The organism is Pseudonocardia ailaonensis, from assembly GCF_039531635.1.
GTDB classification, from domain to species: Bacteria; Actinomycetota; Actinomycetes; order Mycobacteriales; family Pseudonocardiaceae; genus Pseudonocardia; species Pseudonocardia ailaonensis.
Window position 1 is genome coordinate 395,468 of sequence record NZ_BAAAQK010000012.1, and the last position, 23,839, is coordinate 419,306.

At 74.9% G+C, this 23,839-nt stretch carries 20 protein-coding genes and 1 riboswitch; of the genes, 10 read left to right on the plus strand and 10 right to left on the minus strand.

Going from position 1 to position 23,839, the window contains the following annotated elements:
- Positions 1-54 precede the first annotated feature (54 nt).
- The 4 genes from ABD324_RS20360 to ABD324_RS20375 are packed head-to-tail and all read left to right on the plus strand — an operon-like array spanning position 55 to position 2,894.
- Positions 55-1,086 (plus strand): ABC transporter substrate-binding protein, encoded by a 1,032-nt coding sequence (locus tag ABD324_RS20360; RefSeq protein ID WP_344419255.1) that lies wholly within the window; start codon positions 55-57, stop codon positions 1,084-1,086.
- Positions 1,083-1,871: an ABC transporter permease gene (locus ABD324_RS20365; protein WP_344419258.1), complete on the plus strand. Its 789-nt coding sequence runs from the start codon at positions 1,083-1,085 to the stop codon at positions 1,869-1,871. The genes ABD324_RS20360 and ABD324_RS20365 overlap by 4 nt, the downstream gene beginning before the upstream one ends.
- Positions 1,850-2,599, plus strand: a complete 750-nt coding sequence (locus ABD324_RS20370; RefSeq protein ID WP_344419261.1) for an ABC transporter ATP-binding protein — start codon at positions 1,850-1,852, stop codon at positions 2,597-2,599. Before ABD324_RS20365 ends, ABD324_RS20370 begins: the two co-directional genes overlap by 22 nt.
- Positions 2,600-2,630: 31 nt before the next feature.
- Positions 2,631-2,894: a hypothetical protein gene (locus tag ABD324_RS20375; protein WP_344419264.1), complete on the plus strand. Its 264-nt coding sequence runs from the start codon at positions 2,631-2,633 to the stop codon at positions 2,892-2,894.
- Here the strand turns inward: ABD324_RS20375 and ABD324_RS20380 are convergent.
- On the minus strand, positions 2,852-3,505 hold the full coding sequence (locus tag ABD324_RS20380) for a haloacid dehalogenase type II (protein WP_344419267.1): 654 nt from the start codon (positions 3,503-3,505) through the stop codon (positions 2,852-2,854). The genes ABD324_RS20375 and ABD324_RS20380 overlap by 43 nt on opposite strands.
- 74 nt (positions 3,506-3,579) lie before the next feature.
- On the opposite strand from ABD324_RS20380, the gene cbiE reads away from it, so the two are divergent.
- Genes cbiE through ABD324_RS20395 form a run of 3 tightly spaced genes read left to right on the plus strand, consistent with a single transcriptional unit; the run spans position 3,580 to position 6,283 of the window.
- A complete protein-coding gene (gene cbiE / locus ABD324_RS20385; protein WP_344419270.1) occupies positions 3,580-4,782 on the plus strand; it encodes a precorrin-6y C5,15-methyltransferase (decarboxylating) subunit CbiE in 1,203 nt (400 codons plus the stop codon).
- Positions 4,779-5,528 carry a precorrin-4 C(11)-methyltransferase gene (gene cobM / locus ABD324_RS20390; RefSeq protein ID WP_344419274.1) on the plus strand — a complete coding sequence of 250 codons (750 nt, stop codon included), beginning with the start codon at positions 4,779-4,781 and terminating at the stop codon, positions 5,526-5,528. Before cbiE ends, cobM begins: the two co-directional genes overlap by 4 nt.
- On the plus strand, positions 5,510-6,283 hold the full coding sequence (locus ABD324_RS20395) for a cobalt-precorrin-6A reductase (RefSeq protein WP_344419277.1): 774 nt from the start codon (positions 5,510-5,512) through the stop codon (positions 6,281-6,283). Before cobM ends, ABD324_RS20395 begins: the two co-directional genes overlap by 19 nt.
- A 62-nt stretch (positions 6,284-6,345) precedes the next feature.
- Here ABD324_RS20395 and ABD324_RS20400 read toward each other — a convergent pair whose 3' ends face one another.
- The 3 genes from ABD324_RS20400 to ABD324_RS20410 are packed head-to-tail and all read right to left on the minus strand — an operon-like array spanning position 6,346 to position 9,946.
- Positions 6,346-7,974, minus strand: coding sequence for a precorrin-2 C(20)-methyltransferase (locus ABD324_RS20400; RefSeq protein ID WP_344419280.1), 1,629 nt, complete (start codon positions 7,972-7,974; stop codon positions 6,346-6,348).
- Entirely contained in the window at positions 7,971-8,603 is a 633-nt protein-coding gene (locus ABD324_RS20405; protein WP_344419283.1) for a precorrin-8X methylmutase, read from the minus strand. The genes ABD324_RS20400 and ABD324_RS20405 overlap by 4 nt, the downstream gene beginning before the upstream one ends.
- The gene (locus ABD324_RS20410) at positions 8,600-9,946 is read right to left on the minus strand and encodes a precorrin-3B synthase (RefSeq protein WP_344419288.1); all 1,347 of its coding nucleotides are present in this window, start codon (positions 9,944-9,946) and stop codon (positions 8,600-8,602) included. The genes ABD324_RS20405 and ABD324_RS20410 overlap by 4 nt, the downstream gene beginning before the upstream one ends.
- Before the next feature lie 170 nt (positions 9,947-10,116).
- A riboswitch (cobalamin riboswitch) is annotated at positions 10,117-10,238 on the plus strand.
- Between the two features lie 59 nt (positions 10,239-10,297).
- Between ABD324_RS20410 and cobN the strand changes: the two genes are divergently transcribed.
- Complete coding sequence (cobN, locus tag ABD324_RS20415) at positions 10,298-13,984, plus strand: cobaltochelatase subunit CobN (protein ID WP_344419290.1); 3,687 nt, start codon at positions 10,298-10,300, stop codon at positions 13,982-13,984.
- Between the two features lie 75 nt (positions 13,985-14,059).
- Positions 14,060-14,368: a VOC family protein gene (locus ABD324_RS20420; RefSeq protein ID WP_344419293.1), complete on the plus strand. Its 309-nt coding sequence runs from the start codon at positions 14,060-14,062 to the stop codon at positions 14,366-14,368.
- 28 nt (positions 14,369-14,396) lie between these two features.
- Here ABD324_RS20420 and ABD324_RS20425 read toward each other — a convergent pair whose 3' ends face one another.
- The 3 genes from ABD324_RS20425 to ABD324_RS20435 all read right to left on the minus strand — a co-directional run bounded on the left by ABD324_RS20425 (position 14,397) and on the right by ABD324_RS20435 (position 18,403).
- The gene (locus ABD324_RS20425) at positions 14,397-15,737 is read right to left on the minus strand and encodes an MFS transporter (RefSeq protein ID WP_344419296.1); all 1,341 of its coding nucleotides are present in this window, start codon (positions 15,735-15,737) and stop codon (positions 14,397-14,399) included.
- A gap of 113 nt (positions 15,738-15,850) precedes the next feature.
- Positions 15,851-16,888 (minus strand): tartrate dehydrogenase, encoded by a 1,038-nt coding sequence (locus ABD324_RS20430; RefSeq protein ID WP_344419298.1) that lies wholly within the window; start codon positions 16,886-16,888, stop codon positions 15,851-15,853.
- A 60-nt stretch (positions 16,889-16,948) separates the two neighbouring features.
- On the minus strand, positions 16,949-18,403 hold the full coding sequence (locus ABD324_RS20435) for a ketol-acid reductoisomerase (RefSeq protein WP_344419301.1): 1,455 nt from the start codon (positions 18,401-18,403) through the stop codon (positions 16,949-16,951).
- A gap of 68 nt (positions 18,404-18,471) precedes the next feature.
- Between ABD324_RS20435 and ilvY the strand changes: the two genes are divergently transcribed.
- Positions 18,472-19,320, plus strand: coding sequence for an HTH-type transcriptional activator IlvY (ilvY, locus tag ABD324_RS20440; protein WP_344419304.1), 849 nt, complete (start codon positions 18,472-18,474; stop codon positions 19,318-19,320).
- Here ilvY and ABD324_RS20445 read toward each other — a convergent pair.
- The 3 genes from ABD324_RS20445 to ABD324_RS20455 all read right to left on the minus strand — a co-directional run.
- On the minus strand, positions 19,305-20,474 hold the full coding sequence (locus ABD324_RS20445) for an MFS transporter (protein WP_344419307.1): 1,170 nt from the start codon (positions 20,472-20,474) through the stop codon (positions 19,305-19,307). The two genes, ilvY and ABD324_RS20445, sit on opposite strands and share 16 nt — an antisense overlap.
- Positions 20,475-20,598: 124 nt before the next feature.
- A complete protein-coding gene (locus ABD324_RS20450) occupies positions 20,599-22,140 on the minus strand; it encodes an FAD-dependent monooxygenase (protein WP_344419309.1) in 1,542 nt (513 codons plus the stop codon).
- A 45-nt stretch (positions 22,141-22,185) separates the two neighbouring features.
- On the minus strand, positions 22,186-23,839 hold a 1,654-nt coding region (locus ABD324_RS20455), incomplete at its 5' end, for a LuxR C-terminal-related transcriptional regulator (RefSeq protein ID WP_344419311.1).

Consider the following 23,839-nt stretch of genomic DNA (forward strand, 5'->3'; position numbering starts at 1 on the left):
GGCCGTCGACCGTTCGCACCTGACCCGGTTAGCACCGGCGTAGGGAGGAACGCGTTGCGTACGTCCGTACCCAAGATCGTCGCCGTCCTGGGGGCCCTGCTCCTGCTGGCGGCCTGCGGCTCCGCCGCCCAGGGGGGCAGCAGCCCCCAGAAGATCCGCGTGGCCCTGGACTGGACCCCGAACACCAACCACACGGGCCTGTTCGTGGCGCAGCAGGAGGGCTGGTTCCGCCAGGCCGGCCTCGACGTCGAGTTCCTGCCGTACAACCAGACCGCCCCGGAGACCCTCGTCGGCACCGGCGCCGCGGACTTCGGCATCTCCTTCCAGGACCTCTTCACCTACGCCAAGGGCTCCGGCGCGGACATCACCAGCGTGATGGCGATCCTGCAGCACTGGGCCAGCGAGGTCGCCGTGAAGGCCGATCGCGCGGACATCACCAGCCCCAAGGACCTCGACGGCAAGACCTACGGCGGCTTCGGCAGCCCCGGCGAGGTCCCCAAGATGCGCACGATCATCCAGGACGCGGGCGGCCGGGGCGACTTCCAGAACGTCACGCTCGGCACGTCCGCCTACGAGGCGCTCTACTCCGGGCAGGTCGACTTCACCGAGCCCTTCGTCGCCTGGGAGGGCATCGAGGCGCAGCTGCGCAACGAGCCGCTCAAGACCTTCAAGTACACCGACTACGGCTTCCCGGACTCCTACAACGTCCTGCTCATGGGCAACTCCACCTGGCTGAGGCAGCACCCGGACCAGGCACGCGCTTTCGTCCAGGCCGCCCAGCGCGGCTACCAGCTCGCCGCCGACGACCCGGCCAAGGGCGCCCGGGACCTCGAGGCGGCGAACCCGGGCGTCTTCACCGAGCCCGAGCTCGTCAGTCGCAGCCAGGACATGCTCGCGAAGAGCTACCTGAAGGACGACCAGGGGAAGGTCGGCACCCAGACCCTCGCCCGCTGGCAGGGCTTTTCCGGGTTCCTCGTGGACTCCGGCAGCGTGGTCGACGCCGACGGCAAGCCGCTGACGACCAGGCCCGACTTCGGCACGTGGTTCACCAACGACTACCTCACCCCGGCCGGATCGACGTCATGACGGCCGTGACGCTCCGCCCGGCGCGCGAGCGGACGTCCGTGTTGCGCCTCTGGCCCGCCGCCGCGCTGGTCCTCGCCCTGCTCGTGGTGTGGCAGCTCGCCGTCACCCTGCTCGACGTGCGCCCCCAGGTCCTCCCGTCGCCGCTGCGGGTGGTCGAGCAGGGCTGGACCTTCCGCGGAGCGTTGTGGGACAACACCCTCCCCACGCTGGAGGTCACTGCGGTCGGGTTCGCCGTCTCGCTCGCGGTGGCGTGGCTGGTGGCGGTCGCCGTCGACTTCTCGCCCTGGCTGCGCACCGCCCTCGTGCCGCTCCTCGTCGCGTCGCAGACCGTCCCGGTCGTCGCCATCGCGCCGTTGATGATCATCTGGTTCGGGTTCGGGCTGCTCCCGAAGATCCTCGTGATCTCCCTGGTGACCTTCTTCCCGGTCGCCATCGGGCTCATCGAGGGTTTCTCCCGCACCGATCCCGAGGCCACGAACCTGTTGCGCAGCATGGGCGGCAACCGCTGGACGGAGTTCCGCTACGTCCGCCTGCCCGGGGCGCTGCCGTCGTTCTTCACGTCGCTGCGGATCGCCGTGACCTACGCGGTGACGGGCGCGATCTTCGCCGAGTACGTCGGCGCCCAGGCGGGGCTGGGGATCTTCATGAACCAGCAGCGCAACTCCTTCCGCACCGACCTGGTGCTGGCGGCCGTCGCGATCACCGCACTGGTCAGCGTCGCCCTGTTCGCGCTGACCTACCTGGTCGAACGCGCGGTGGCTCCGTGGATCCGAGGGCCGAGATGAAGATCCGGGTGGACGGCCTGCGCGTCGCCCTCGGGGAGCTCCCCGTCCTCGACGACGTGACCTTCGACGTCGAGGCCGGTGAGTTCGTCTCGATCATCGGCCCGAGCGGTGCGGGCAAGAGCACGCTGTTCAACGTCCTCGCCGGCCTGATCACCCCGGACGCCGGCGAGGTGCTGGTCGACGGCGCCCCGGCCACCCGCGAGACCTTCGGCTACATGCCGCAGAAGGACCTCCTGTTCCCGTGGCGCAGCGTCCTGGACAACACCGCGCTCGGCCTCGAGGTGGCCGGCCGGCCCCGCAGACAGGCCCGCGCCCGTGCCCGGGAGCTGTTCGCCCCCTTCGGCCTGGAGGGCTTCGAGGACGCCCGCCCGGCCGAGCTGTCGGGCGGCATGCGCCAGCGCGCGGCCCTGCTGCGCACGGTCGTCCAGGACCGCGAGGTGCTCCTGCTCGACGAGCCCTTCGGCGCCCTGGACTCCCTGACCCGCACCACCATGCAGGAGTGGCTGGAGGAGGTCCGGGCCCGCTACGGCTGGACGGTCCTGCTGATCACGCACGACATCCGCGAGGCCGTGTTCCTCTCCGACCGCGTGCTGGTCCTCTCCCCGCGCCCCGCCCGCATCCACCGCGAGATCCCCGTCGACCTCCCGCGCCCCCGCGACGTCGCCCAGCTCACGGACCCGGTCTTCGCCGAGACGGAGTCCTCCCTGCTCACCGCCCTCCGTGAGTAGCGACGAGGGGCCGACGTCCGGAGGTCCTGGGGTGAGCTGCGCAGACCGTGCCGGGGGCGTGGAGATCTCGGCCGGCGCCCTGAAGCACGGCATCCCCGCGGAGGCGATCCGCGGGGTGCTGGCGGAGCCACTGCGGCAGGTGCCGCAGGGGGAGCGGGTGCTCTACATCGGGCTGGGCGAGGACCGGAACCTGCTCGAGATCGTGGTCGAGGGGCGCTCGGTCATCCACGCGATGCGGTTGCGGCCCAAGAACTACGCGTACCTCACGAGCTCGCCCACGGACTCCACCCGCTGACCCGGCGGCGTGCAGTGCGCCGGCCAGCGCCGCCGCTCCCGGTCGATCCAGATCGTGCGCAGCCCGGCCTTGGCGGCGCCGTGCAGGTCCCACGGGTGCACCGCGACCATCGTCAGCTCGGCGGGCAGGGCCCCGCACACCGAGGCGGCGTAGGCGTACGCGCCCTGCGCGGGCTTCCAGATCCCGGCGTCCTCCACCGACAGGACATGGGTGAACGCGTCCCGGATCCCGGCGTCCCCGAGCAGCCGCTCGGCGACCGCGGCGGCCCCGTTGGAGAGGGTGACGAGCCGGACCCCCGCCTCGGCGAGCGCCCGGACGCCCGGGACGACGTCCGGATGCAGCGGCAGCTCGAGGAAGGAGTCGAGCACGGCGTCCGCCGCCACCGCCGGATCGTCCACGTAGGGGGCCAGCAGCACGTGCGCGGTCTCCCCGCCGACGAGGGCGAACGAGCGCGCGTCGCCCGCCGCGGCGAGCGCGATGCCCTCGCGCAGGGTCGAGGCGAACCACAGGCGGGCGAGCTCCCCGGGGGCACCGAGGGCTTCGAACCGCACCGCGAGCGGCCGCAGGTCGGAGAGGGTCTCGTTGACGTCGAAGACGAGCGTGCGGGTCACACCGGAGATCGTCGCAGCGTGACGGTCGCCCCGCTGACCTCACGGGCCGCATCACAGCACGTAGGGTGCCTGACGTGCACGTGACCGTGGTCGGGATCGGTGCGGACGGCTGGGCGGGACTGGCCGGCACCGCCCAGGAGACGCTGGCCGCCGCCGACGTGGTCCTCGGCGGTCCGCGCCAGCTCGACCTGGTCGCCGGGAAGGTGTCGGCGGAGCTGGTGGCCTGGCCGTCGCCGCTGGTCCCGGCCCTGCCCGGGCTGCTGGAGCGCTTCGGCGGGCGGCGGCTGTGCGCCCTGGCCTCGGGCGATCCGATGTTCTTCGGCCTCGGCGCCACGATCGCCCGCGCGGTCGGCCCGCAGGCGTTGACGGTGATCCCGCACCCGTCGTCGACCACCTTCGCCTGCGCCCGCCTGGGCTGGCCGGCCGAGGCGGTCGACGTGGTCAGCGTGGTCGGCCGCCCGATCGAGCGGCTACGGCGGTCGGTGGCCCCCGGGCGTCGTGTCCTGGTGCTCAGCGCCGGCGCGGCGAGCCCGGCCCTGATCGCCGCCCAGCTGACCGCCGACGGCTACGGCCCGAGCCGGCTGACCGTGCTCGAACAGCTCGGCGGGCCGGGGGAGCGCGTGGTCACCGGCATCGCGGGGGGCTGGGCCGAGCCCGAGGGCGACGCGCTCAACATCGTCGCCGTCGAGTGCGTCGCCGCGCCCGGTACCGCGGTCCTCGGCGAGACCCCCGGGCTTCCCGACGACGCCTACGAGAGCGACGGCCAGCTCACCAAGCGCGAGGTCCGCGCCGTCACCCTCGCGCATCTGGCGCCGCGCCCCGGCGAGCTGCTGTGGGACGTCGGCGCCGGTGCCGGCAGCATCGCGATCGAGTGGATGCGGGCGCACCGCAGCTGCCGGGCGGTCGCGATCGAGTCGGATCCCGTTCGTGCGCACCGGATCTCGGTGAACGCCGGCCGCCTCGGCGTGCCGGCGCTGCAGATCGTCACCGGTCGCGCGCCCGCCGCGCTCACCGACCTGCCCACCCCGGACGTCGTGTTCGTCGGCGGCGGCCTGACCCGCCCCGGGGTGCTCGACGCGTGCTGGGCGGCCCTGCCCGAGGGCGGCCGCATCGTCGCGAACGGGGTCACGGTCGAGACCGAGTCCGCCCTGGCCGCGGCGCGCGAGCGGTTCGGGGGAACCCTGGTGCGCCTGCAGGTCTCCCGCGCCGAGCCCGTCGGCGGGTTCCTCGGCTGGAAGCCCGCCATGCCCGTCACGATCTGGAGCGCGACCCGATGACCGTCCACTTCATCGGCGCCGGACCCGGCGCCGTCGACCTGCTGACGATCCGGGGCAGGGACCTGATCGCCGCCTCGCCGGTGTGCCTGTACGCGGGCTCGCTGGTGCCGCCGGAGATGCTCGAGATCTGCCCGCCCGGCGCGCGCACGGTCGACACCGCCCTGATGACCCTCGCCGAGATCGTCGACGAGATGGTCCGGGCCCACACCCACGGCCTCGACGTCGCCCGGCTGGCCAGCGGCGACCCGTCCGTCTTCTCGGCGATGGCGGAGCAGATGCGCCGCCTCGACGCCGCCGGCGTGCCCTACGACGTCACCCCCGGCGTCCCCGCGTACGCCGCCGCGGCGGCCGCGCTGAAGCGCGAGCTGACCGTCCCCACGGTCGCCCAGACCGTGACCCTCACGAGGATCGCCGCCCGGGCCACCCCGATGCCCGAGGGGGAGTCCCTGGAGGCCCTGGGGACGGCCGGGGGCACCCTGGTGCTGCACCTGGCGGTCCACCGGATCGACGAGGTGGTCAAGGAGCTCATCGGCTCCTACGGCGCCGACTGCCCCGCCGCGGTGGTGGCCCACGCGTCCCGCGAGCACGAGATCGTCCTGCGCGGGCGCCTCGACGACATCGCCGACCTGGTCCACTCCGCGGGCATCCGGCGGACCGCGGTGGTCATCGTCGGCCCCGCCCTGGCCGCCGAGGCCTTCCCGGACTCGCACCTGTACTCCGACAGCCGATGCCGCACCACCCCGTAACAGGGTCCGACCTGCGGATACTCGTTCTGGGTGGGACGTCGGACGCCCGGGCGTTGGCCGGGCTGCTCGACGGCCGGGCGTCCGTGGTCTCGTCCCTGGCCGGGCGGGTGAAGGCTCCCGTGCTGCCCCCGGGGGAGGTGCGGATCGGCGGCTTCGGCGGCGTACCCGGGCTCGTCGCCTACCTCCGGTCCGGGGTCGACGTGCTGGTCGACGCGACCCATCCCTTCGCCGCGGGCATGTCCGCCCACGCCTGCGCCGCGGCGACCGAGACGGGTGTGCCGCTCGTCGTGCTCCGCCGTCCGGGATGGACGGAGGGGCCGGGCGACGACTGGCGGCGCGTCCCGTCGCTGCGGGCCGCCGCGGGGCTGCTCCCGTCCGTGGGCCGGCGGGTGTTCCTGACGACGGGGCGCCAGGACGTCGCGACCTTCGCCGACCTCGACCTGTGGTTCCTGCTCCGCTCGGTCGACCCGCCCGAACCCCCGGTGCCGCAGCGCCTCGTGTCGATCCTCGATCGTGGACCGTTCACCGTAGAGGGCGAGCTGGCCGTGATGCGGGAGCACGCGGTCGACGTCGTCGTCACCAAGGACTCGGGTGGTTCCCTCACGGCCGCGAAGCTGACCGCGGCCCGGCAGCGGGGCCTGCCGGTGATCGTGGTCGACCGCCCTCCGCTCCCGCCCGGCGCCCTCGTGGTCGAGACCCCCGGTGAGTGCGTGGCGGTGTTGGAACACCGCTACGCGCTCACCGAGCCGCACTGATCGACGACTCCGTGCGCCGACGAATCCCGGACCTGCGTCAACGCACCCGCCCGGCGATCGTGTCAGGGGGTGTAGGTGCGGGGCGTGAAGACGACCGTGCGCCCCCCGCGCTCCACCACGCGGGTGGTGGACGAGCCGACGATCACCAGGGTGCGCATGTCGACGAGCTCCGGATCGAGGTCGCCGAGGGTGGTGACGGTGATCCGCTCACCGCTGCCGCCCACATCGCGGCCGAGGACCACGGGCGTCTCCGGGGCGCGGTGCTCCAGGAGCGCCTCGCGGGCCGCGCCGACCTGCCACGGGCGGGCCTTGGAGCGCGGGTTGTAGATCGCGATCGCCAGATCCGCCTGTGCCGCATGGACGAGCCGGTCGACGACCGTCTCCCACGGCTTGAGCCGGTCCGAGAGCGAGATCATCGCGTAGTCGTGGCCCAACGGCGCACCGACCGCGGCCGCGACCGCCTGTGCCGCCGTGAGTCCGGGCAGCACCTGCACCGGCACGTCGGCGTACTTCGGCTGGGAGGCGACCTCGAGCACCGCCGTCGCCATGGCGAAGACGCCGGGGTCGCCGGCACTGACCACCACGACCTGGCGCCCCGAGCCGGCCAGTTCCAGGGCGTGCGCCGCCCGCTCGGCCTCGACGCGGTTGTCGCTGGCGTGCCGGGTCTGCCGCGGGTTCGGCGGCACCCGGTCCAGGTACGGCCCGTAGCCGACGAGATCGTCCGCGGCCGCCAGCGCGGCCGCGGTCTGGGGGGTGAGCCAGTCCCGGCCCGCCGGCCCCGTCCCGACCACGGTGACCCGCCCCCCTCGTGAGTGGCGATGGTCGCCATGACGACTGTGCCCACCCACCCCGCAGGCTTCGCCGGCTGCCGTCCCCCGGCCCCCACTCAGGGGGTCGGTGGCCTTCGCGGGGGGCTCGGGGTCGGGTGCGACGGGGTCGCCGGGGATGCTCGCGGCGACCTCGCCGGGGAGGACGGCGATCGAGAAGTACGGGACGGAGCCGGGGTCGACGTCGGCGAGGGCGCCGGTGCGCTGACCGTCCATCGTGGCCCGTTCCACGAACCGGGCCCGGTCGAGCTTGCCCGCGTCCTCGAAGGCCCCCCGGACGTTCCCGAAGGTCCTCCCCAGCTTCATGACGGCGGCGGAGTCCGTGGCGCGCAACCGTTCCGCCAGGACCTCGCGGGGCAGCGTGCCGGGCAGGACGGTGAGGATCTCGTCCCGCTCGACGAGCGGCTGGCCGAGCGCCGCGGCCGACGCGGACACCGAGGTCACCCCGGGCACGACCTCGGCGCGGAACCGGCCCGCCAGTCGCTTGTGCATGTGCATGTAGGAGCCGTAGAAGAGCGGATCGCCCTCGGCGAGCAGCACGACGTCCCGGCCCGCCTCCAGGTGGGCGGCGAGGCGGGCGGCGGCGTCGGTGTAGAAGTCGTCGATCGCGCGCTGGTAGTCCGCGACCGTCTCCGTGGTGACGGGGTAGACCAGCTGCTCCTCGATCTGGTCGCCGCGCAGGTACGGCTCGGCGATGCGGCGCGCGATGGAGCGGCCGTGCCGGGCGGAGTGGTAGGCGATCACGTCCGCGGCGCCGACCAGCCGGGCCGCCTTGATCGTGACGAGCTCGGGATCGCCCGGGCCCAGCCCGACGCCGTAGAGGGTCCCGCGCGGGCCCGATGGCTCGCTCGCGTGCTCGATCACGCGATCTCCTGCTCGGACGCCAGCGCGTTGAGCGCGGCGGCGGTGATCGCCGAGCCGCCCCGGCGTCCGTGGACGACGAGGTACTCGAGATCGGTCCGCGCGGCGAGGGCGGCCTTGGACTCGGCGGCCCCGATGAACCCCACCGGGATGCCGAGGATCGCGGCCGGCCGGGGGGCGCCCGCGTCGATCATGTCGAGGAGGTGGAACAGCGCCGTGGGGGCGTTGCCGATCGCGACGACCGCACCGTCGAGCCTCTCGCGCCACAGCTCCATCGCGGCGGCCGAGCGGGTGTTGCCGATCGTCGAGGCGATCCCGGCCACCTCGGGCTCGCGCAGGGTGCAGACGACCTCGTTGTCCTTCGGCAGCCGGGCCCGGGTCACGCCCGAGGCGACCATGGTCGCGTCGCACAGGATCGGGGCGCCGTCGCGCAGCGCCTTCCGCGCGGCGGTGACGACCCCGGGGGAGTACGCGATGTCGCCGGTGAGATCGACCTGGCCGCAGGCGTGGATCATGCGCACCGCCACGTACGCGACGTCCGGCGGGAAGCCGGACAGGTCCGCCTCCGCGCGGATCGTGGCGAAGCTGCGCCGGTAGATCTCCGCGCCGTCGCGGATGTAGTCGCTGGTCATGGTGCTCCGGTCGGGCTGGGGCGGGTGTCGTCGAACAGGCTGGGGCCGGACGGGCCGGGGTCGGCGGATCCGGACGGGTCGGGGCCGGCCGGGCCGGCGGCGGTGGCGGTGGTGCCGACGGCGGAGGGGCGGGAGTCCCTGCCGCGCAACGCGGACGCCAGGTCGGGCACGACCACGTCGGTGAGCTCGTCGCGGTAGCGGTAGGTCCCGTCGGGCAGGGCGATCAGGTCGAGGTGCTCCTCGTGCGGCGCCCCGCAGCGCCGCTCGCAACCGACGACGTGGGCCCGGCGGGCCGCGGTGAGCAGCGGCAGGACCGCGCGGACGTCGGCGCGGACGTCGGCGTGGGACTTCGCGCAGCCCGGCCGGCCCGCGCAGGCGGAGACCGCGAGCGCGGGATCGTCGGCGGTGAGGACGAACCCGTTGGCGCGCAGGCGCTCCCACGCGTCGTCCGCGGGATCGGGGAGGACCAGGGTGCGCCAGGGCGTGACGATCACCTCCGGCGCCGCGGTCGCGAGGGCCCGGAGCTGGGCGGCCGACAGCTCGCCCAGGACGGGGGCGACGCCGAGCGCCGTGCCGCCGTCCGTCCGGTGGATCGGCCCGACCGGGGCGTGGTCGTCGTCCGGGAAGGGGAGCGGCCGGTCGCTGCCGGAGGCGGGGGCACCGGGCGGCAGGGCCGCCTCGATCCGGGCCGCCGCGCCGGGCACCTCCGCGGCGCGCCACGCGCCCCGGCCGCCTTCACCGCCCTCGCCGTCCCCGCGAATCGTGAGAAACACCTCAGCGGCGGACACCAGCAGGGCCGGGGCGTCCGCCGGGGCGCACCCGATCGCCGTCGCCACCCCTGCGACCTGCAGGAACCCGTGGTCCGGGGTGTCGGCGAGCCAGCAGAGGTCGGGGCGCTCGGCGGCGACGTCCCCGCGCCCGTCGTCCAGGGCGAACAGGAACCGGCCGGGGAGCGCGGCGAGGCCGGGGACCGCGCAGAGCGCCTCGTCGAGTGCCCGGGCGAGCCCCCGGACGTCCGCCAGCCCACCGGTCAGGCCCGACAACGGCGACGCCAGGATGTTGCGCACCCGCTCGTGCTCCGCAGCGGGGATCAGCCCGGCCGCCGCGAGCCGCGACACGAGCCGCGGGTCCTCCCGGTCCAGCCCCCTGAGCTGCAGGTTCCCCCGCGACGTGAGGTGCGCCGCACCGTCTCCCAGCTCCTGCGCGCAGCCCGCCAGCGCCCGCAGCTGTGCCGCGCTCACCACTCCGCCCGGCAGCCGGACGCGGGCCAGCGCGCCGTCCGCGGCGTCGTGCGTCGCGAGGACGCCGGGGCAGGCGTCGGCTCGGGTGCGGGGGGTGGACACGGCGACACTGTAGGCATGCGCCACCACGGCCCGTCGAGATGAACCCACCCACGCCGGCGCCGTGGTCGACCGGGGGTGAGGTTCATCTCGGCCGGGGCGGGAGGGCTGCTTGACGCGGGGACGGGCGGGTGCGGAGAGTGGTCCCCACAACTGCAGAGGCGTGCGGGAACCAGGAAGCCGGTGCGAGTCCGGCGCGGTCCCGCCACTGTCACCGGGGAGCGGACCCCGCATCAGGCCACGGGCGCGAGCCCGGAAGGCCGGGGCGAGCGCCGATCCGGGAGCCAGGACACTGCCCCGCGCGCCGACCCACTCACTGACCCGGGACGAGGATCCCGAGGAAGGGACCCCGTGATGAGTCCTGCCCCGCCCGCGCCGCAGGGCTCGAGCCGCATCCTGCTGCTCTCGACCTCCGACACGGACCTGCTCTCCGCACGGGCCTCGGGGGCGGACTTCCGGCCGGCGAACCCCAACCGCGTGCTGCTCGACGAGCTGCCCGGCATGGTCGCCGAGGCCGACGTCGTGGTGGTCCGGGTCCTCGGCGGCTACCGGTACTGGGAGGAGGGCCTCGATCTCCTGCGTGCCGCCGGCACCCCGCTCGTCGCCCTCGGCGGCGAGATGGCGCCGGACGCCGAGATGATGGAGCTCTCCACGGTCCCCGCGGGCGTCGCGGCCGAGGCCCACACGTACCTGGCGCAAGGCGGGGCCGACAATCTCGCGCAGCTGCACGCCTTCCTCTCCGACACGGTCCTGCTGACCGGGGAGGGCTTCGCGCCCCCGACCGCGCTGCCCGAGTGGGGAGTCCTGGAGCGCGCGGCGACCCCGCAGCAGGGGCCGACCGTCGCCGTCCTCTACTACCGGGCCCAGCAGATCGCCGGGAACACCGCGTACGTCGAGGCGCTCTGCCGGGCCGTCGAGGCCCGCGGCGCCACCGCGCTGCCGATCTTCTGCGCCTCCCTGCGCCAGGCGCCCGCCGCGCTGCTCGAGACCCTGAAGCAGGCGGACGCCCTGGTCGTCACCGTGCTCGCGGCCGGCGGCACCAAGCCCGCCCAGGCCCAGGCCGGCGGCGAGGACGAGGAATGGGACGTCACGGAGCTCGCCGCGCTCGACGTCCCGATCCTGCAGGGCCTCTGCCTCACCTCCAGCCGCGCCACCTGGGACTCCAACGACGACGGGCTCACCCCGCTCGACGTCGCCACGCAGGTCGCCGTGCCCGAGTTCGACGGCCGGCTGATCACGGTTCCCTTCTCCTTCAAGGAGATCGACGCCGACGGCCTGTCGGTCTACGTCCCGGACCACGAGCGCGCGGCCCGGGTGGCCGGGATCGCCGTGCGGCACGCCGAGCTGCGGCGGATCCCGGACGCGGACAAGAGGATCGTGCTCATGCTGAGCGCGTACCCGACCAAGCACGCGCGGATCGGCAACGCGGTCGGCCTGGACACGCCGGCGTCCACGGTGGCGCTGCTGCGGGCCATGCGGGACAAGGGATACGACATCGGGGCCTTCCCGGGTGTCGATGCCGAGGACGGCGACGCGCTGATCCACGCGCTCATCGAGGCCGGCGGGCAGGACCCGGACTGGCTCACCGAGGAGAAGCTGGCGGGCAACCCGATCCGCATCTCCGCCGAGACCTACCGACGCTGGTTCGACACGCTGCCGGCGGACTTCCGGGAGGGCGTCGAGGAGCACTGGGGCGCCGCGCCGGGCGAGCACTACGTCCAGAACGGCGACATCGTCGTCGCGGCGCTGCGCAGCGGCAACGTCACGCTGATCGTGCAGCCCCCGCGGGGGTTCGGCGAGAACCCGGTCGCGATCTACCACGACCCGGACCTGCCGCCGTCGCACCACTACCTCGCGGCCTACCGGTGGCTCGCCGCGGACCCGGCGGACGGCGGCTTCGGCGCCCACGCGATCGTCCACATCGGAAAGCACGGGAACCTGGAGTGGTTGCCGGGCAAGACCCTCGGCATGTCCGCGAGCTGCGGGACCGATGCGGCCCTGGGTGACCTCCCGCTGATCTACCCCTTCCTCGTCAACGACCCGGGGGAGGGGACGCAGGCCAAGCGCCGGGCGCACGCCACGCTCGTCGACCACCTGATCCCGCCGATGGCCCGCGCCGAGACCTACGGCGACATCTCGCGGCTGGAGCAGCTGCTCGACGAGCACGCGAACATCTCCGCGCTCGATCCCGGCAAGCTCCCCGCCATCCGCCAGCAGATCTGGACGCTCATGCAGGCGGCCCGGCTCGACCACGACCTCGGCCTGGAGGAGCGCCCCCACGAGGCCGAGTTCGACGACTTCCTCCTGCACGTCGACGGCTGGCTGTGCGAGATCAAGGACGTCCAGATCCGCGACGGGCTGCACGTCCTCGCCGCCGCGCCCGAGGGCGACACCCGGGTCGACCTGGTGCTCGCCATGCTGCGGGCGCGGCAGATGTGGGGCGGCGAGCAGAACGTCCCCGGCCTGCGCGAGGCCCTCGGCCTGGTCGAGGACGGCAGCGAGGCCCGCGGCGAGGTCGACCGCGTCGAGGCCCTGGCCCACTCGCTCGTCGCGGACATGGAGGCGGCGGGCTGGGACCCCGACGCCGCCCCCGGCGTCGTGAACGTGCGACTCGGCCTACCAGAAGTGCCGACTCGCGGGGAAGCCGGGGACCCTTCCGCGAGTCGGCACATCTCGGAGGCCGACACACACGCCGACGTCGAGCGGATCCTGCGGTTCGCGGCCACCGAGGTGGTGCCCCGGCTGGCGGAGACGGCGCACGAGATCGACCGGGTCCTCCACGCGCTCGACGGCGGGTTCATCCCGGCCGGGCCGTCGGGGAGCCCGTTGCGCGGGCTGATCAACGTCCTGCCCACCGGGCGGAACTTCTACTCGGTCGACCCCAAGGCCGTCCCGAGCAGGCTGGCCTGGGAGACCGGGCAGGCGATGGCCGAGTCCCTCGTGGAGCGCTACCGGCGCGATCATGCGGGCGAGTACCCCCGGTCCGTCGGGCTCTCGGTGTGGGGCACGTCCGCCATGCGCACCAGCGGCGACGACGTCGCGGAGGTCTTCGCGCTGCTCGGCGTCCGGCCCGTGTGGGACGAGATGTCCCGGCGCGTCACGACGCTCGAGGTGATCGACCTCGAGGAGCTGGGGCGGCCCCGGATCGACGTCACGGTCCGGATCTCCGGCTTCTTCCGGGACGCCTTCCCGCACGTCCTGGCCCTGCTCGACGACGCCGTGCAGCTCGTCAGCGACCTCGACGAGACGGCCGAGCAGAACTACGTCAGAGCCCATGTGACACAGGACGAGCAGCGCACCGGGGACCGGCGGCGGGCCACCACGCGGATCTTCGGCTCCAAGCCGGGGACCTACGGCGCGGGCCTGCTCCAGCTCGTCGACTCCCGGAACTGGCGCGACGACGCCGACCTCGCCGAGGTCTACACGACCTGGGGCGGCTACGCCTACGGCCGCGGCCTCGACGGCGCCCCGGCCCGGGACGACATGGAGACCGCCTACCGGCGGATCACGGTGGCGGCCAAGAACACCGACACCCGCGAGCACGACATCGCCGACTCCGACGACTACTACCAGTACCACGGCGGCATGGTCGCGACCGTCCGCGCGCTGACCGGCACCGCGCCCGAGGCCTACATCGGCGACTCGACCCGGCCCGAGTCCGTCCGCACCCGGACCCTGCACGAGGAGACCGCCCGCGTGTTCCGGGCCCGCGTGGTGAACCCGCGCTGGATCGAGGCCATGCGCCGGCACGGGTACAAGGGCGCCTTCGAGATGGCGGCCACCGTGGACTACCTGTTCGGCTGGGACGCCACCACCGGCGTCGTCGCGGACTGGCAGTACGAGAAGCTCACCGAGACCTACGTGCTCGACCCGGACAACCGGAAGTTCCTGTCCGAGTCGAACCCGTGGGCCCTGCACGGGATGGCGGAGCGGCTGCTGGAGGCGGTGGAGCGCAAGCTCTGGGAGGCCCCGGAGCCGGCCACCCTCGCCGCGCTGCGGCAGGCGTACCTCGAGACCGAGGGGGACCTCGAGGCGGAGTAGCGGGAGCTGTCACATCTCGCGGGCGGGATCCGACAGGTGGTCATGACCTCTGGAGCATTGACCATCCTGCACCCCGTGACCGACCTGGAGAAGGCGAAGGCGGTGTTCACGGCGCTGCTGGGCACCGGGCCGGCGTGGGACGCCGAGTACTACGTCGGGTACGAGGTGGCGGGCCAGCACATCGGGCTCGTCCCGAACGGGGCGGCGAACGGGCTGACCGTCGCGACCGCGTTCTGGCACGTCGAGGACCTGGACGAGCGGCTCGCGGCGCTCACCGCGGCGGGTGCGGAGATCGTCCAGGAACCGACGGACGTCGGGGGCCGCCGGGTGGCGAAGGTCCGTGACGCCGACGGCAACGTCCTGGGGCTGTCCCAGGCCGGCTGACCGGCGGAGGGGGAGTCCCGGCTCCCCCTCACCGGGCGGCGGTGCGCGGCGCGACGAGGGCGCCGATCACCGCGAGGGCGGCGAGGACCGCCACCAGCACCGGGAGGGCGACGGCGGGGCTCGTGAGGAGCGCCAGGAGGGCCCCGCCGAGGCCGACGAACGTCGCCTGGGTCAGCTGGTCGGCCAGCAGCGCCGCGGACGAGTGGTAGCCCGTGTCCTCGCTGGTCGAGCCCGCGAGCAGCAGGGCGGCGAGCGCCGAGTAGCCCAGGCCCATCCCGATCCCGGCGAGCAGCCACAGCGGCACGGCGAGCCAGGCGACACCCCAGCCCGGTGCCACCGCCAGCATCCCGGCGGTGCCGACGGCGACGGCGACCATCCCGATCCGGAGCAGCATCGGCCGGGACAGGTCGGGACGGCGGCCCTGCCACGCGGCGGCGGCCGACCAGCCCAGGGAACCGGCGATGAGCGGCAGGCCGGCGGCCGTGAGCGACCAGCCGTGCGTCGCCGTCAGCATCAGGGGGAGGTAGGCCGTGACGGCGAAGAACGCGCCCGAGATCAGGCCGCGCCCGGCGACGACGGCCGGGATCCCCGGCCGGGCGCGGAAGGTGCCCGTCGGCGCGAGCCTCCGCAGCGCCGGGACGAGGAGCGCCAGCGCGGCCGCGGCGAGGATCCCGCCGACGACCGTCGGATGCTGGCCGGACCAGCTCAGCGCCGCGATCCCCGCCGAGGCGGCCAGCGCCGCCGGGACCAGGCCGCGGCGGGGGAGCGCCGGCTCCTGCGGTCTGCTCAGGTCGCGGACGGCCGGCAGGACGAGCAGGACCGCCAGCGCGACCAGCGGCAGCAGGCCGAGGAACACCCAGTGCCACGACAGGTACTGCGTCACGATCCCGGCGACCGGCGGCCCGACCAGCGACGGCAGCACGTACGCCGAGGACACCAGCCCGAACACCGCGGGCCGGGCGCGCTCGCTGTAGACCTGCGCGATCAGCACGTACACCGAGACGCCCTGGGCGCCGGCCCCGAGCCCCTGCAGCAGCCGGCCGGCCAGGAGCTGCGGGAACGTCGCGGCCGTGCCCGCGACCAGCAGGCCCAGGCCGAAGACCGCCGGGGCGAGGAGCAGCACGAGGCGGGGGCCCCGGGCATCGCACCAGCGGCCGCCGAGGACGGTGCCGACCACGGTCGTCGCCACGAAGGCGACGAAGGGCCAGGCGTAGTCCTCGACCCGCGCCAGGTCGGCGACGACGGCCGGCATCGCCGCCCCGACCCCGAGCTGCTCGAACGCGACGAGGCTGATGAGGAGCAGGATGCCGATCGTCACGGACCGGTGGGACCGGCCGAACAGCTCGTCCCGCACGGGAGGCACGCTCACAGTCACCCCGTCAGCCTGCAACCTCAACTCGGGTCGAGGTCAACGCCCGGCGCATTATGGAACCATAACGTCGAAAAAGGGCCCCGAAAATCGCGTTATGGTTCCATAACGCCCTAGAGGCGGTGGAGTAGTTCGCTCGTGAACTGGTGGGTGCCGGCCTGGCCGCCCAGGTCTCTCGTGCGGTTGCCTTCCGCCAGTTGGGTGCGCATTGCCTGCGTGATCTCCTCCGCTGCCTCGGGGTGGCCGAGGTGGTCGAGCATCATCGCGGCGGACCAGATCGCGCCCAGGGGGTTCGCGAGGTCCTGGCCGGCGATGTCCGGGGCGGAGCCGTGGACGGGCTCGAACATCGACGGGAACTCCCGCTCCGGGTTGAGGTTGCCGCTCGGGGCGATGCCGATGGAGCCCGCGACGGCCGCGGCGAGGTCGGAGAGGATGTCGCCGAACAGGTTCGAGGCCACGATCACGTCGAAGCGCCCGGGCTGCAGCACGAGCTTCGCGGCGAGGGCGTCGATGTGCTCGGAGCGCCACTCGACGTCCGGGTGCAGGGCCGCCCGCTCGGCCACGATCTCGTCCCAGAACGGCATGGTGTGGACGATCCCGTTGGACTTGGTCGCGCTCGTCACGTGACCCCGGCGGGACTCGGCGAGGGTGAAGGCGTAGTCGGCGATGCGGGACACGCCGGTGCGGGTGAAGATCGCCTCCTGGATCGCGATGTCGCGCCCGACCCGACCTCCGACCTCGGAGTACTCGCCTTCCGAGTTCTCCCGGACCACGACGAAGTCGACGTCCTCGGCGTTCGCCAGGGGAGAGGCCACACCCTCCATCACGGCGATCGGCCGCAGGTTCACGTACTGGGAGAACTCGCGGCGGATGGGGATGAGCAGGCCCCACAGCGACACGTGGTCGGGCACGCCGGGCCAGCCGACCGCGCCGAGGAGGATCGCGTCGTGCGCGCGGATCCGGTCCAGGCCGTCGGCGGGCATCATCGCGCCCTGCTCGGCGTAGCGCTCACACGACCAGTCGAAGGAGTCGTAGGCGAAGGTGATCCCGTGCCGGGCGCCGACGGCGTCGAGCACGGCCGTGGCGGGCGGGATCACCTCCTGCCCGATGCCGTCTCCGGGGATGAGGGCGATGCGGTGCGTCGTGCTCATGCCCCCACCCTCCCCGTGAGTGGCAATCGTCGCCAGAGCGACGATTGCCACTCACAGGGGTCAGACGGAGATGTCCACGCTCGGGCGGAGTTCCGCGGCCGCGGCGAGGGCCGCGTGGACGGGGTTCTGCTCGAAGGCGTCGATCAGCTTCGGGTCCGCGGGCGCCGCGACGGCCGGGAGCGCGATCTGCTCGTAGGCCGCCTGGAAGCGCGGGCCCCAGCGCCGGGTGCCGAGGCGTGCGGTGACCGAGCAGTTGTCGACCATGTAGGCCACGTCGCGGGCGTGCATGTACGGCAGCAGCAAGTCCACGGCCTCGATGATCGACTCGTTGACGATCTCGGACCAGGCGTGCCCGCGGTCGGCGAACTCGTCGACCTGGGCCACCATCGTCGCCACGAACAGGCCGGCGGTGAGCGGGTCGATCGGCAGGTCGGGGTGGGCGGGTGAACGGCGCCGCGCCCGGACCGCGTCGCCCTGGGCCCACATCGGCGAGCCGCCGATCGGCGTCATCGGGCGGGTGGCCAGGCGGGCGCCGGCGAGGATGACGCTGCGCAGCTCGGTGCCGTCGGCGACCTCGTCGTAGATCTCCGCGACGATCTCCCGGGCCGGCCCGTAGGCGGCGGTGTAGGCGCGGTCGAAGAGGTCCGTGTCGGCCACCGCGTTCCGGACGGCGGGCAGCCCCTCGCGGGAGATGGTGCGCGCGAGCGGGCCGGTGACGACCTCGGTGGAGCGCTCGTAGGCGGTGACGGGATCCGCGCCGTCGAGCAGGAACTGCCGGTACAGCGTCTCGACCAGGCCGTGGACCGCGCCGAGCAGGATGCCGCGCTCGCCGACGATGTCGCTGCGGTACTCGCTCTGAAGCGTCGTCTCGAAGGTGTAGGGCGAGCCGAGGGCGACCGACCAGGCCAGGGCGCGGTCGCCCGCGTGGCCGTCCGGGTCGGCGTGCACGGCGACGGACGCGTTGATGCCGGCGCCGTTGACGGTGGCGCCCTGCTCGTAGAGACGGCGGACGGAGTCGCCCATGCCCTTGGGGCACACCGCGATCACCGGGTGACCGGCGGGGAAGTCGCCGCCGGTCGCGCGCAGGTGGCCGAGGAGGAAGCCGTGCGAGAGACCGATCGTCGCGCCCGGCCTGAGGACGGCGAAGATCTCCTCGTGGTGCGCGGCCAGCGCGGCGTCCGCGATCAGCAGGACGACCAGGTCGGACTCCGCGGCCACGGCCAGCCAGTCGCCCAGGGTCCCGTCCGCCTCGGTGAAGCCGTGGGCGCGGGCGTCGTCGGCCGACGAGGACCCGGGACGCAGGCCGACCGCGACCGTGATCCCGGTGCCCTGCAGCGAGTCCCGCAGGTTCTTGGCCTGGGCGCGGCCCTGCGGTCCCCAGCCGAGCACACCGATCCGGCGCACGCCGTGGAACGCCTCGGGGAGCTTCCCGAAGAGGTGCCGGCCGCCGCGCAGGATGCTCTCGGTGCCGCCGGGGACGGTCAGGGTCTCGATCTCGAAGACTGACGAACGCATGAGGCTGTTTGTAGGCTGACCAGCATCCTTGCGACAAGCGCAAGAAATGCACCGGAGCGTTGCCGAACATGGAACACCGTGAGCTCGAGCTCTTCCTGCACCTCACGCGCACCCTGAACTTCGGCCGGACGAGCACCGACCAGCACGTCAGCCCGGCGACGCTGACCCGGACCGTCCAGCGGCTGGAAGCGCGGGCCGGGGCGCGGCTGCTCGACCGGGGCCCGCGCGGGGTCGCGCTGACCGCGGAGGGGCGCCGGTTCGCCCACTACGCCGAGCAGGCCCTCGGGCTGTGGTCGGAGTTCCGGGACGGGGCGTCGCCGGACGCCGAGCTGGCCGGTGACCTGCGGATCTTCGCCACGGTCACGGCCTGCCAGGCGTTGCTGCCCGCGCTGCTCGCCCCCCTTCGCACGGCGCACCCGCAGGTCCGGGTGGATCTGCGCACCGGAGACGCGGCGGCCGCGCTCGCCCGGCTCGAGGAGGGGGAGGTCGACGCGACCGTGGCCGGGCTGCCGCACCGGGTGCCGCACGAGATCGTCGGCCGCACGCTCACCACGACCGATCTGGTGCTGGTGACCGCGCGCGGCCGCGAGGACGCGGCGGGCGGCCCGTTCGTGGTACCGCGTCGAGGGCTCGTGCGGGAGGCGGCGCAGCGGTGGTTCCGGTCGCGCGGGACCACGCCGGTGATCGCGGCCGAGCCGGACGGGCACGAGGGGCTGCTCGCCCTCGTCGCGGCGGGGTACGGCACCGGGATCGTCCCGCGGCTGGTGCTCGACGCGAGCGGGGTGGCCGGCCGGCTCACCGTCGTCGGGGAGGGGTTGGCGCCGTTCCCGATCGGGCTGTGCGTGCGGCGGGCCGACCTCCGCCGGCCCGTCGTCGCCGCCCTGTGGGAGATCACCGCAGGTCAGCCGGGGGCCTGAGTCGGCGCGGCCCCGCCGGGGGGCGCGGCGCTCCCCGGGAGGACCCGGGACCCCAGCAGGATGACCAGCCCGGCCACGGGGACGACCAGGAGCCCGACGCGCAACGACGTCGCGTCCGCGATGAGGCCGACGACCGGGGGACCGACCAGGAAGCCGACGCGCAGGAGCCAGCTCAGGACGGTCAGGCCCATGCCGCTGGGGAGGCCGGGGAGCTCGTCGGCGGCGTGCATCGCGCCGGGGATCAGGGTCGCCACCCCCAGGCCGGCGAGGCCGAAGCCGACGATCGTCAGCGGGATGCTCGGGAAGGCGAGGGCGAACCCCATGCCCACGGTCACGATCGCGGCGCCGCCGCGGGCCACGGCCCGCGACCCGAAGCGGTCGACCAGCCGGTCGCCGCCGACCCGGCCGAGGAACTCCAGCGCCTGCAGGGCCACGAAGCCGAGCCCGGCGACGGCCGCGGCGGCCTGCAGGCTGCCGGACAGGTACACCGCCGCCCAGGAGGCCCCGGAGTCCTCGACCAGGGCGCCCGCGGAGGCGATCACGCCCAGGACCAGCAGGACCAGCACGGCGCGGCCGGCGGCGCGGGAGCGCAGCCGGACCGGGGACACGGGCCCGCGCTCGGCGTCCTCGGGGCCCGGCAGCAGGAACCGGAACGCGATGAGCGCGACCACGCCGAACAGCACCGCCGAGAAGCCCAGGTGCACGCCGAGCGGGATCCCGAGCCCGGCCGCGGCCGAGCCCATCAGACCGCCCAGCACCGAGCCCGCACTCCAGGTGGCGTGGAACGAGTTGAGGATCGAGCGGCCGTAGCGGCGCTGGACGCGCAGGCCGTGGGCGTTCTGCCCGACGTCGACCACCGCGTCCGCGGCGCCCGCCACGAACAGCGCACCCGCCAGCGCGAGCCAGGTCGGGGCGAGGCCCGCCAGCAGGATCCCGGCGGCGACGACGAGCATGCCGAACGTCGCCACCCGGGAGCTGCGGAAGCGCCTGACCAGGGCCGACGCGGTCAGCCCTGCCAGCAGCGCACCGAGCGGGAAGGCCGCCACGGCCGCGCCGAACTGGGCGTTGCCCAGGTCGAGCGCGGCCTTGATCTCGGGATAGCGGGGGAGCAGGTTGGAGAACACGGCGCCGTTGGTGAGGAACACCGCGGCCACCGCGATCCGCGCCCGCCGGTCTGTGTTCCCCGTGCTGCCGTGCGCTGTGCTGCTGTTCCCTGCGCTGCTGTTCCCCGTGCTGCCGTGCCCCGCCACCGGGCCGAGACTGCCAGACGGGGCCGGGTCAGGCCGCCCGGGCGGAACGGGACCGGGCGGTGAGGCGGTCGACCGCGGTCCGGAGGGCGGCGGTCGCGGGGACCGGGGCGTCGCTGCGCCAGGCCACCACACCGTCGGGGCGCAGGAGCACCGCGGAGGCCGGACCCAGGCGGTAGCGGGCGACGGCCTGCGAGGCCCGCAGGCTCACCACCCGCACCGGCGGGGACGCGCAGGCGGCGGCCGCGGCCGTCCATGCTCCGGGCTCCGGGCCGGTGACCAGGGTGAACCCGGGTCCGAGGGCATCGGCGACGCAGCTCCCCGACCGGGTGCGCACGCCGGCGTGCGGGGCGCGCTCGCCGGGGCGGGCGGTGCGGTGGTGGCCCTCGGCGGGCGCGTCCCCGTCGTCGAGCACCGCGGTCGAGCGGTAGGTGCGGCCGAGGTCGCCGGCCAGGCCGTCGAGCGGGCTGGGCTCGCCCATCCGCAACGAACGCAGCGCACGCGCCCTGCCGACCGGCTCCCGCTCGTCGGCGAACGAGTCGAGCAGGGCGTCGCCGGCCCACCCGCGCAGCACCCAGCCGAGGCGCCAGCCGAGCTCGTGGCCGTCGTGGATCGCCGTGTTCATCCCGGCCCCGCCGACCGGCGTCATCCGGTGCGCGGCGTCCCCGACGACGAACCCCGGCCCGCTGCGCATCGTGTCCGACACGGCCGCGGCCATGGTGAACAGCTGCATCCCGAGGATCTCGGGCTCCAACCGGGGCAGGCCGGTCGCGGCGCGCAGCAGCGTGGTCCAGCGCTCGAACGTGAAGTCGGCCGGACGCTCGGTGCGACAGTCCCAGCGGCGCGCGTAGCTCCAGCGGCCGCCGCCGACCGGCAGGAGCACGCCCTCGGCGTCGGGATGGGTGATCGTCCACAGCACGTGCGGGCGGCGGCCGAGCAGCTCGGCGAGATCGGGCCGGAACAGCACCTGGGCCCAGTCCCCGAGCCTGCCGAGCTGCTCGACGCCCACACCGAGCGCCTCGCGCACCGTGCTGCGCGGGCCGTCGGCGGCCACGACGAACCGGGCGCGGACCCGCTCGCCCCCGCCCAGCTCGGCCACCACCCCGCCGGCACGGACGGTCAGGCCGGTGAGCGCGGTGTCGAACCGGACCCGGCCGCCGCGCCGCCGCACGGCGTCGACCAGCACGGGCTCGATGTGGTCCTGCCCGCACAGCAGCGGGGTCATCGGACTGGCGCGCAGCGCCTCCCGGCGCCCCGGGAAACCCGAAGGGACGACCTGCGGGTGCGGGTCGACCAGGGAGCGGGCCACCGCGACCGTGGGCTCGCAGTCGACGGCCCCGGCGGCGACCGCGGCGGCCACGCCCCACTCGCGGAAGATCTCCATCGTGTGGGTGCTGATGCCGGTGGCGCGCGGGATGGTGGAGGTGCCGGGCCGGCGTTCGACCACCAGCACCCGGGCCCCGTGCGCCGCGGCGGCGACCGCCGTGGCCAGGCCCGCGGGCCCGGCGCCGGCGACGAGCACGTCGGTCTCGACGATGTTCTCGCGCATGTTCTCGCGCATGTTCTGTGTCATGACGGCCACGGTGCCGGTGCGGGCGGCCGGGCGGATCCGTATCCGCTACGGAGGTTCGGCGGCGAGCGCACCGAGCTCGCGGCGGCCGGGTGCACCGCTCTTGGCCAGCAGGTTCGCCACGTGCGTCTCCACCGTGCGGCGCGAGAGCACCAGCCGTTCGGCGATCTGCGCGTTCGTCATGCCCCGGGCGACGAGCGCCAGGACCTCCGCCTCCCGGCCCGTGACGCCGAGCGCCCGCAGGTGGGGCGCGACCGGTGCTCCGGTGGCGCGGCGCGCGGGGGCACCGGCGGCGCGCAGCAGGTCCCGGCAGGTCCGGGCCTGGTGGACGGCACCGGCGGCCTCGTGCGCGGCGAGATCGGCGCGGAGCTCGGGCACCGGATCGCCCCAGCCGTCGCGGACCGCGCTGTCGAGGACCGTGAGCCGCAGCAGGCGACGCCACCAGGGCCGGGCGGCGAGCAGCGCGTCGGCCTCGGCGAGCGCGGCGACGGCCTCGGCGCCCCGCCCGGCCCGGCCGGCGGTGACGGCGTCGGCGTAGCGGACCGCGGCGCGGTTCGGGGTGGTCATGCCCTTCGGGTGCTCGGTGAGCCGGGCCCGCGCACCGTCCTGCCCGTCCAGGGCCGTCCGCACCAGCAGCCAGGCGCCGACCGGGGCGAGGAGCGGCGTCGCCCGGTGCTCGAGCACGAGGTCGACGACCGGGTCGAAGCACGCCGCCGCGCTCCGCAGATCGTGTTCCACCAGCGACGACAGCCCGAGCGCGAAGGCACCCAGGGCCCGCAGGCCGAGGTTCGGGTCGCGCATCTCGGCGATCAGCCGCTCGCACCCGGCGCGGTCGGCGGCGCCGGCGCGGCACGTCGCGGCCTGCCCCGCCGCCGCGTCGGCGACGCCCGGCAGCCGCAGCGTCCGGGCACTCTCCAGCGCCCGCAGGGCGTGCGGCGTCGCGGCCTCGGGGCCGTCCCGGAGCAGCACGACGTCCGCCACGATCAGGTCCGACGCCGCGAGCTGCCCCAGCATCCCCGTGTCGCGGGCCAGGGTGCGGGCGAGCTCGAGGGTGGGGGCGTCGCCGGGGTCGAGCGCCTCCATCATGCCCGCGCCCGCCAGTGCGGTGACCCGCCACGGCGTGAGCCCGTGCTCGGCCGCGACCTGCGCGGCCCGGCGGAACGCGGCCTCCGTGGCGGCGAGGTCGACGCGCCACGACGTCCGGGCCACCACCCCGAGCGCCTCGCAGAGCGCCGCCGGTTCGCCGGCCCGTTCGGCCGCGACGACCGCGCGGGCGGCGAGCGCAGCCGCGTCGTCGACCCGGCCCTCGCCGAAGGCGGCGTCGGCGAGCAGCACGGCCGAGCGCGGGTCCGCGGGGCGGCCGGCCCGCTCCACGAACCTCGTCGCGTCGCCCCAGCGCGCGGCGGCCACCGCCGTGCGGGCGAGCTCGAGGCAGAGGTCGGCGTGGGCGTCGCCGGCGAGACCGTCGAGCGCCGCCGCGCCGAGGTCGAGTGCCTCCTGCGCCCGGCCGACCAGGGTGAGGATGCGCACGCGCTCGCGCAGGACGTCGGGCACGTCCGGGCTCCGCAGCAGCGCGTCCTCGAGCAGGGCGTCGGCGGTGCGCAGGGCGCCGCGGGCGGCATCGCGGCGGGCCAGCCGCAGGGCCAGGGCGGCGGCGTCCGCCGGACGGCCGGCGTCGCGCCACAGCGGCACCGCCCGCGGG

What these genes read in the sequence shown, in the direction of transcription:
- ABD324_RS20365 (WP_344419258.1), top strand. Translation starts at nt 1,083, where the DNA reads ATGACGGCCGTGACGCTCCGCCCGGCGCGCGAGCGGACGTCCGTGTTG.
- cobM (WP_344419274.1), top strand. Translation starts at nt 4,779, where the DNA reads ATGACCGTCCACTTCATCGGCGCCGGACCCGGCGCCGTCGACCTGCTG.
- ABD324_RS20395 (WP_344419277.1), top strand. Translation starts at nt 5,510, where the DNA reads ATGCCGCACCACCCCGTAACAGGGTCCGACCTGCGGATACTCGTTCTG.
- ABD324_RS20405 (WP_344419283.1), bottom strand. Translation starts at nt 8,603, where the DNA reads ATGACCAGCGACTACATCCGCGACGGCGCGGAGATCTACCGGCGCAGC.
- cobN (WP_344419290.1), top strand. Translation starts at nt 10,298, where the DNA reads ATGAGTCCTGCCCCGCCCGCGCCGCAGGGCTCGAGCCGCATCCTGCTG.
- ABD324_RS20430 (WP_344419298.1), bottom strand. Translation starts at nt 16,888, where the DNA reads ATGAGCACGACGCACCGCATCGCCCTCATCCCCGGAGACGGCATCGGG.
- ABD324_RS20435 (WP_344419301.1), bottom strand. Translation starts at nt 18,403, where the DNA reads ATGCGTTCGTCAGTCTTCGAGATCGAGACCCTGACCGTCCCCGGCGGC.
- ilvY (WP_344419304.1), top strand. Translation starts at nt 18,472, where the DNA reads ATGGAACACCGTGAGCTCGAGCTCTTCCTGCACCTCACGCGCACCCTG.
- ABD324_RS20450 (WP_344419309.1), bottom strand. Translation starts at nt 22,140, where the DNA reads ATGACACAGAACATGCGCGAGAACATGCGCGAGAACATCGTCGAGACC.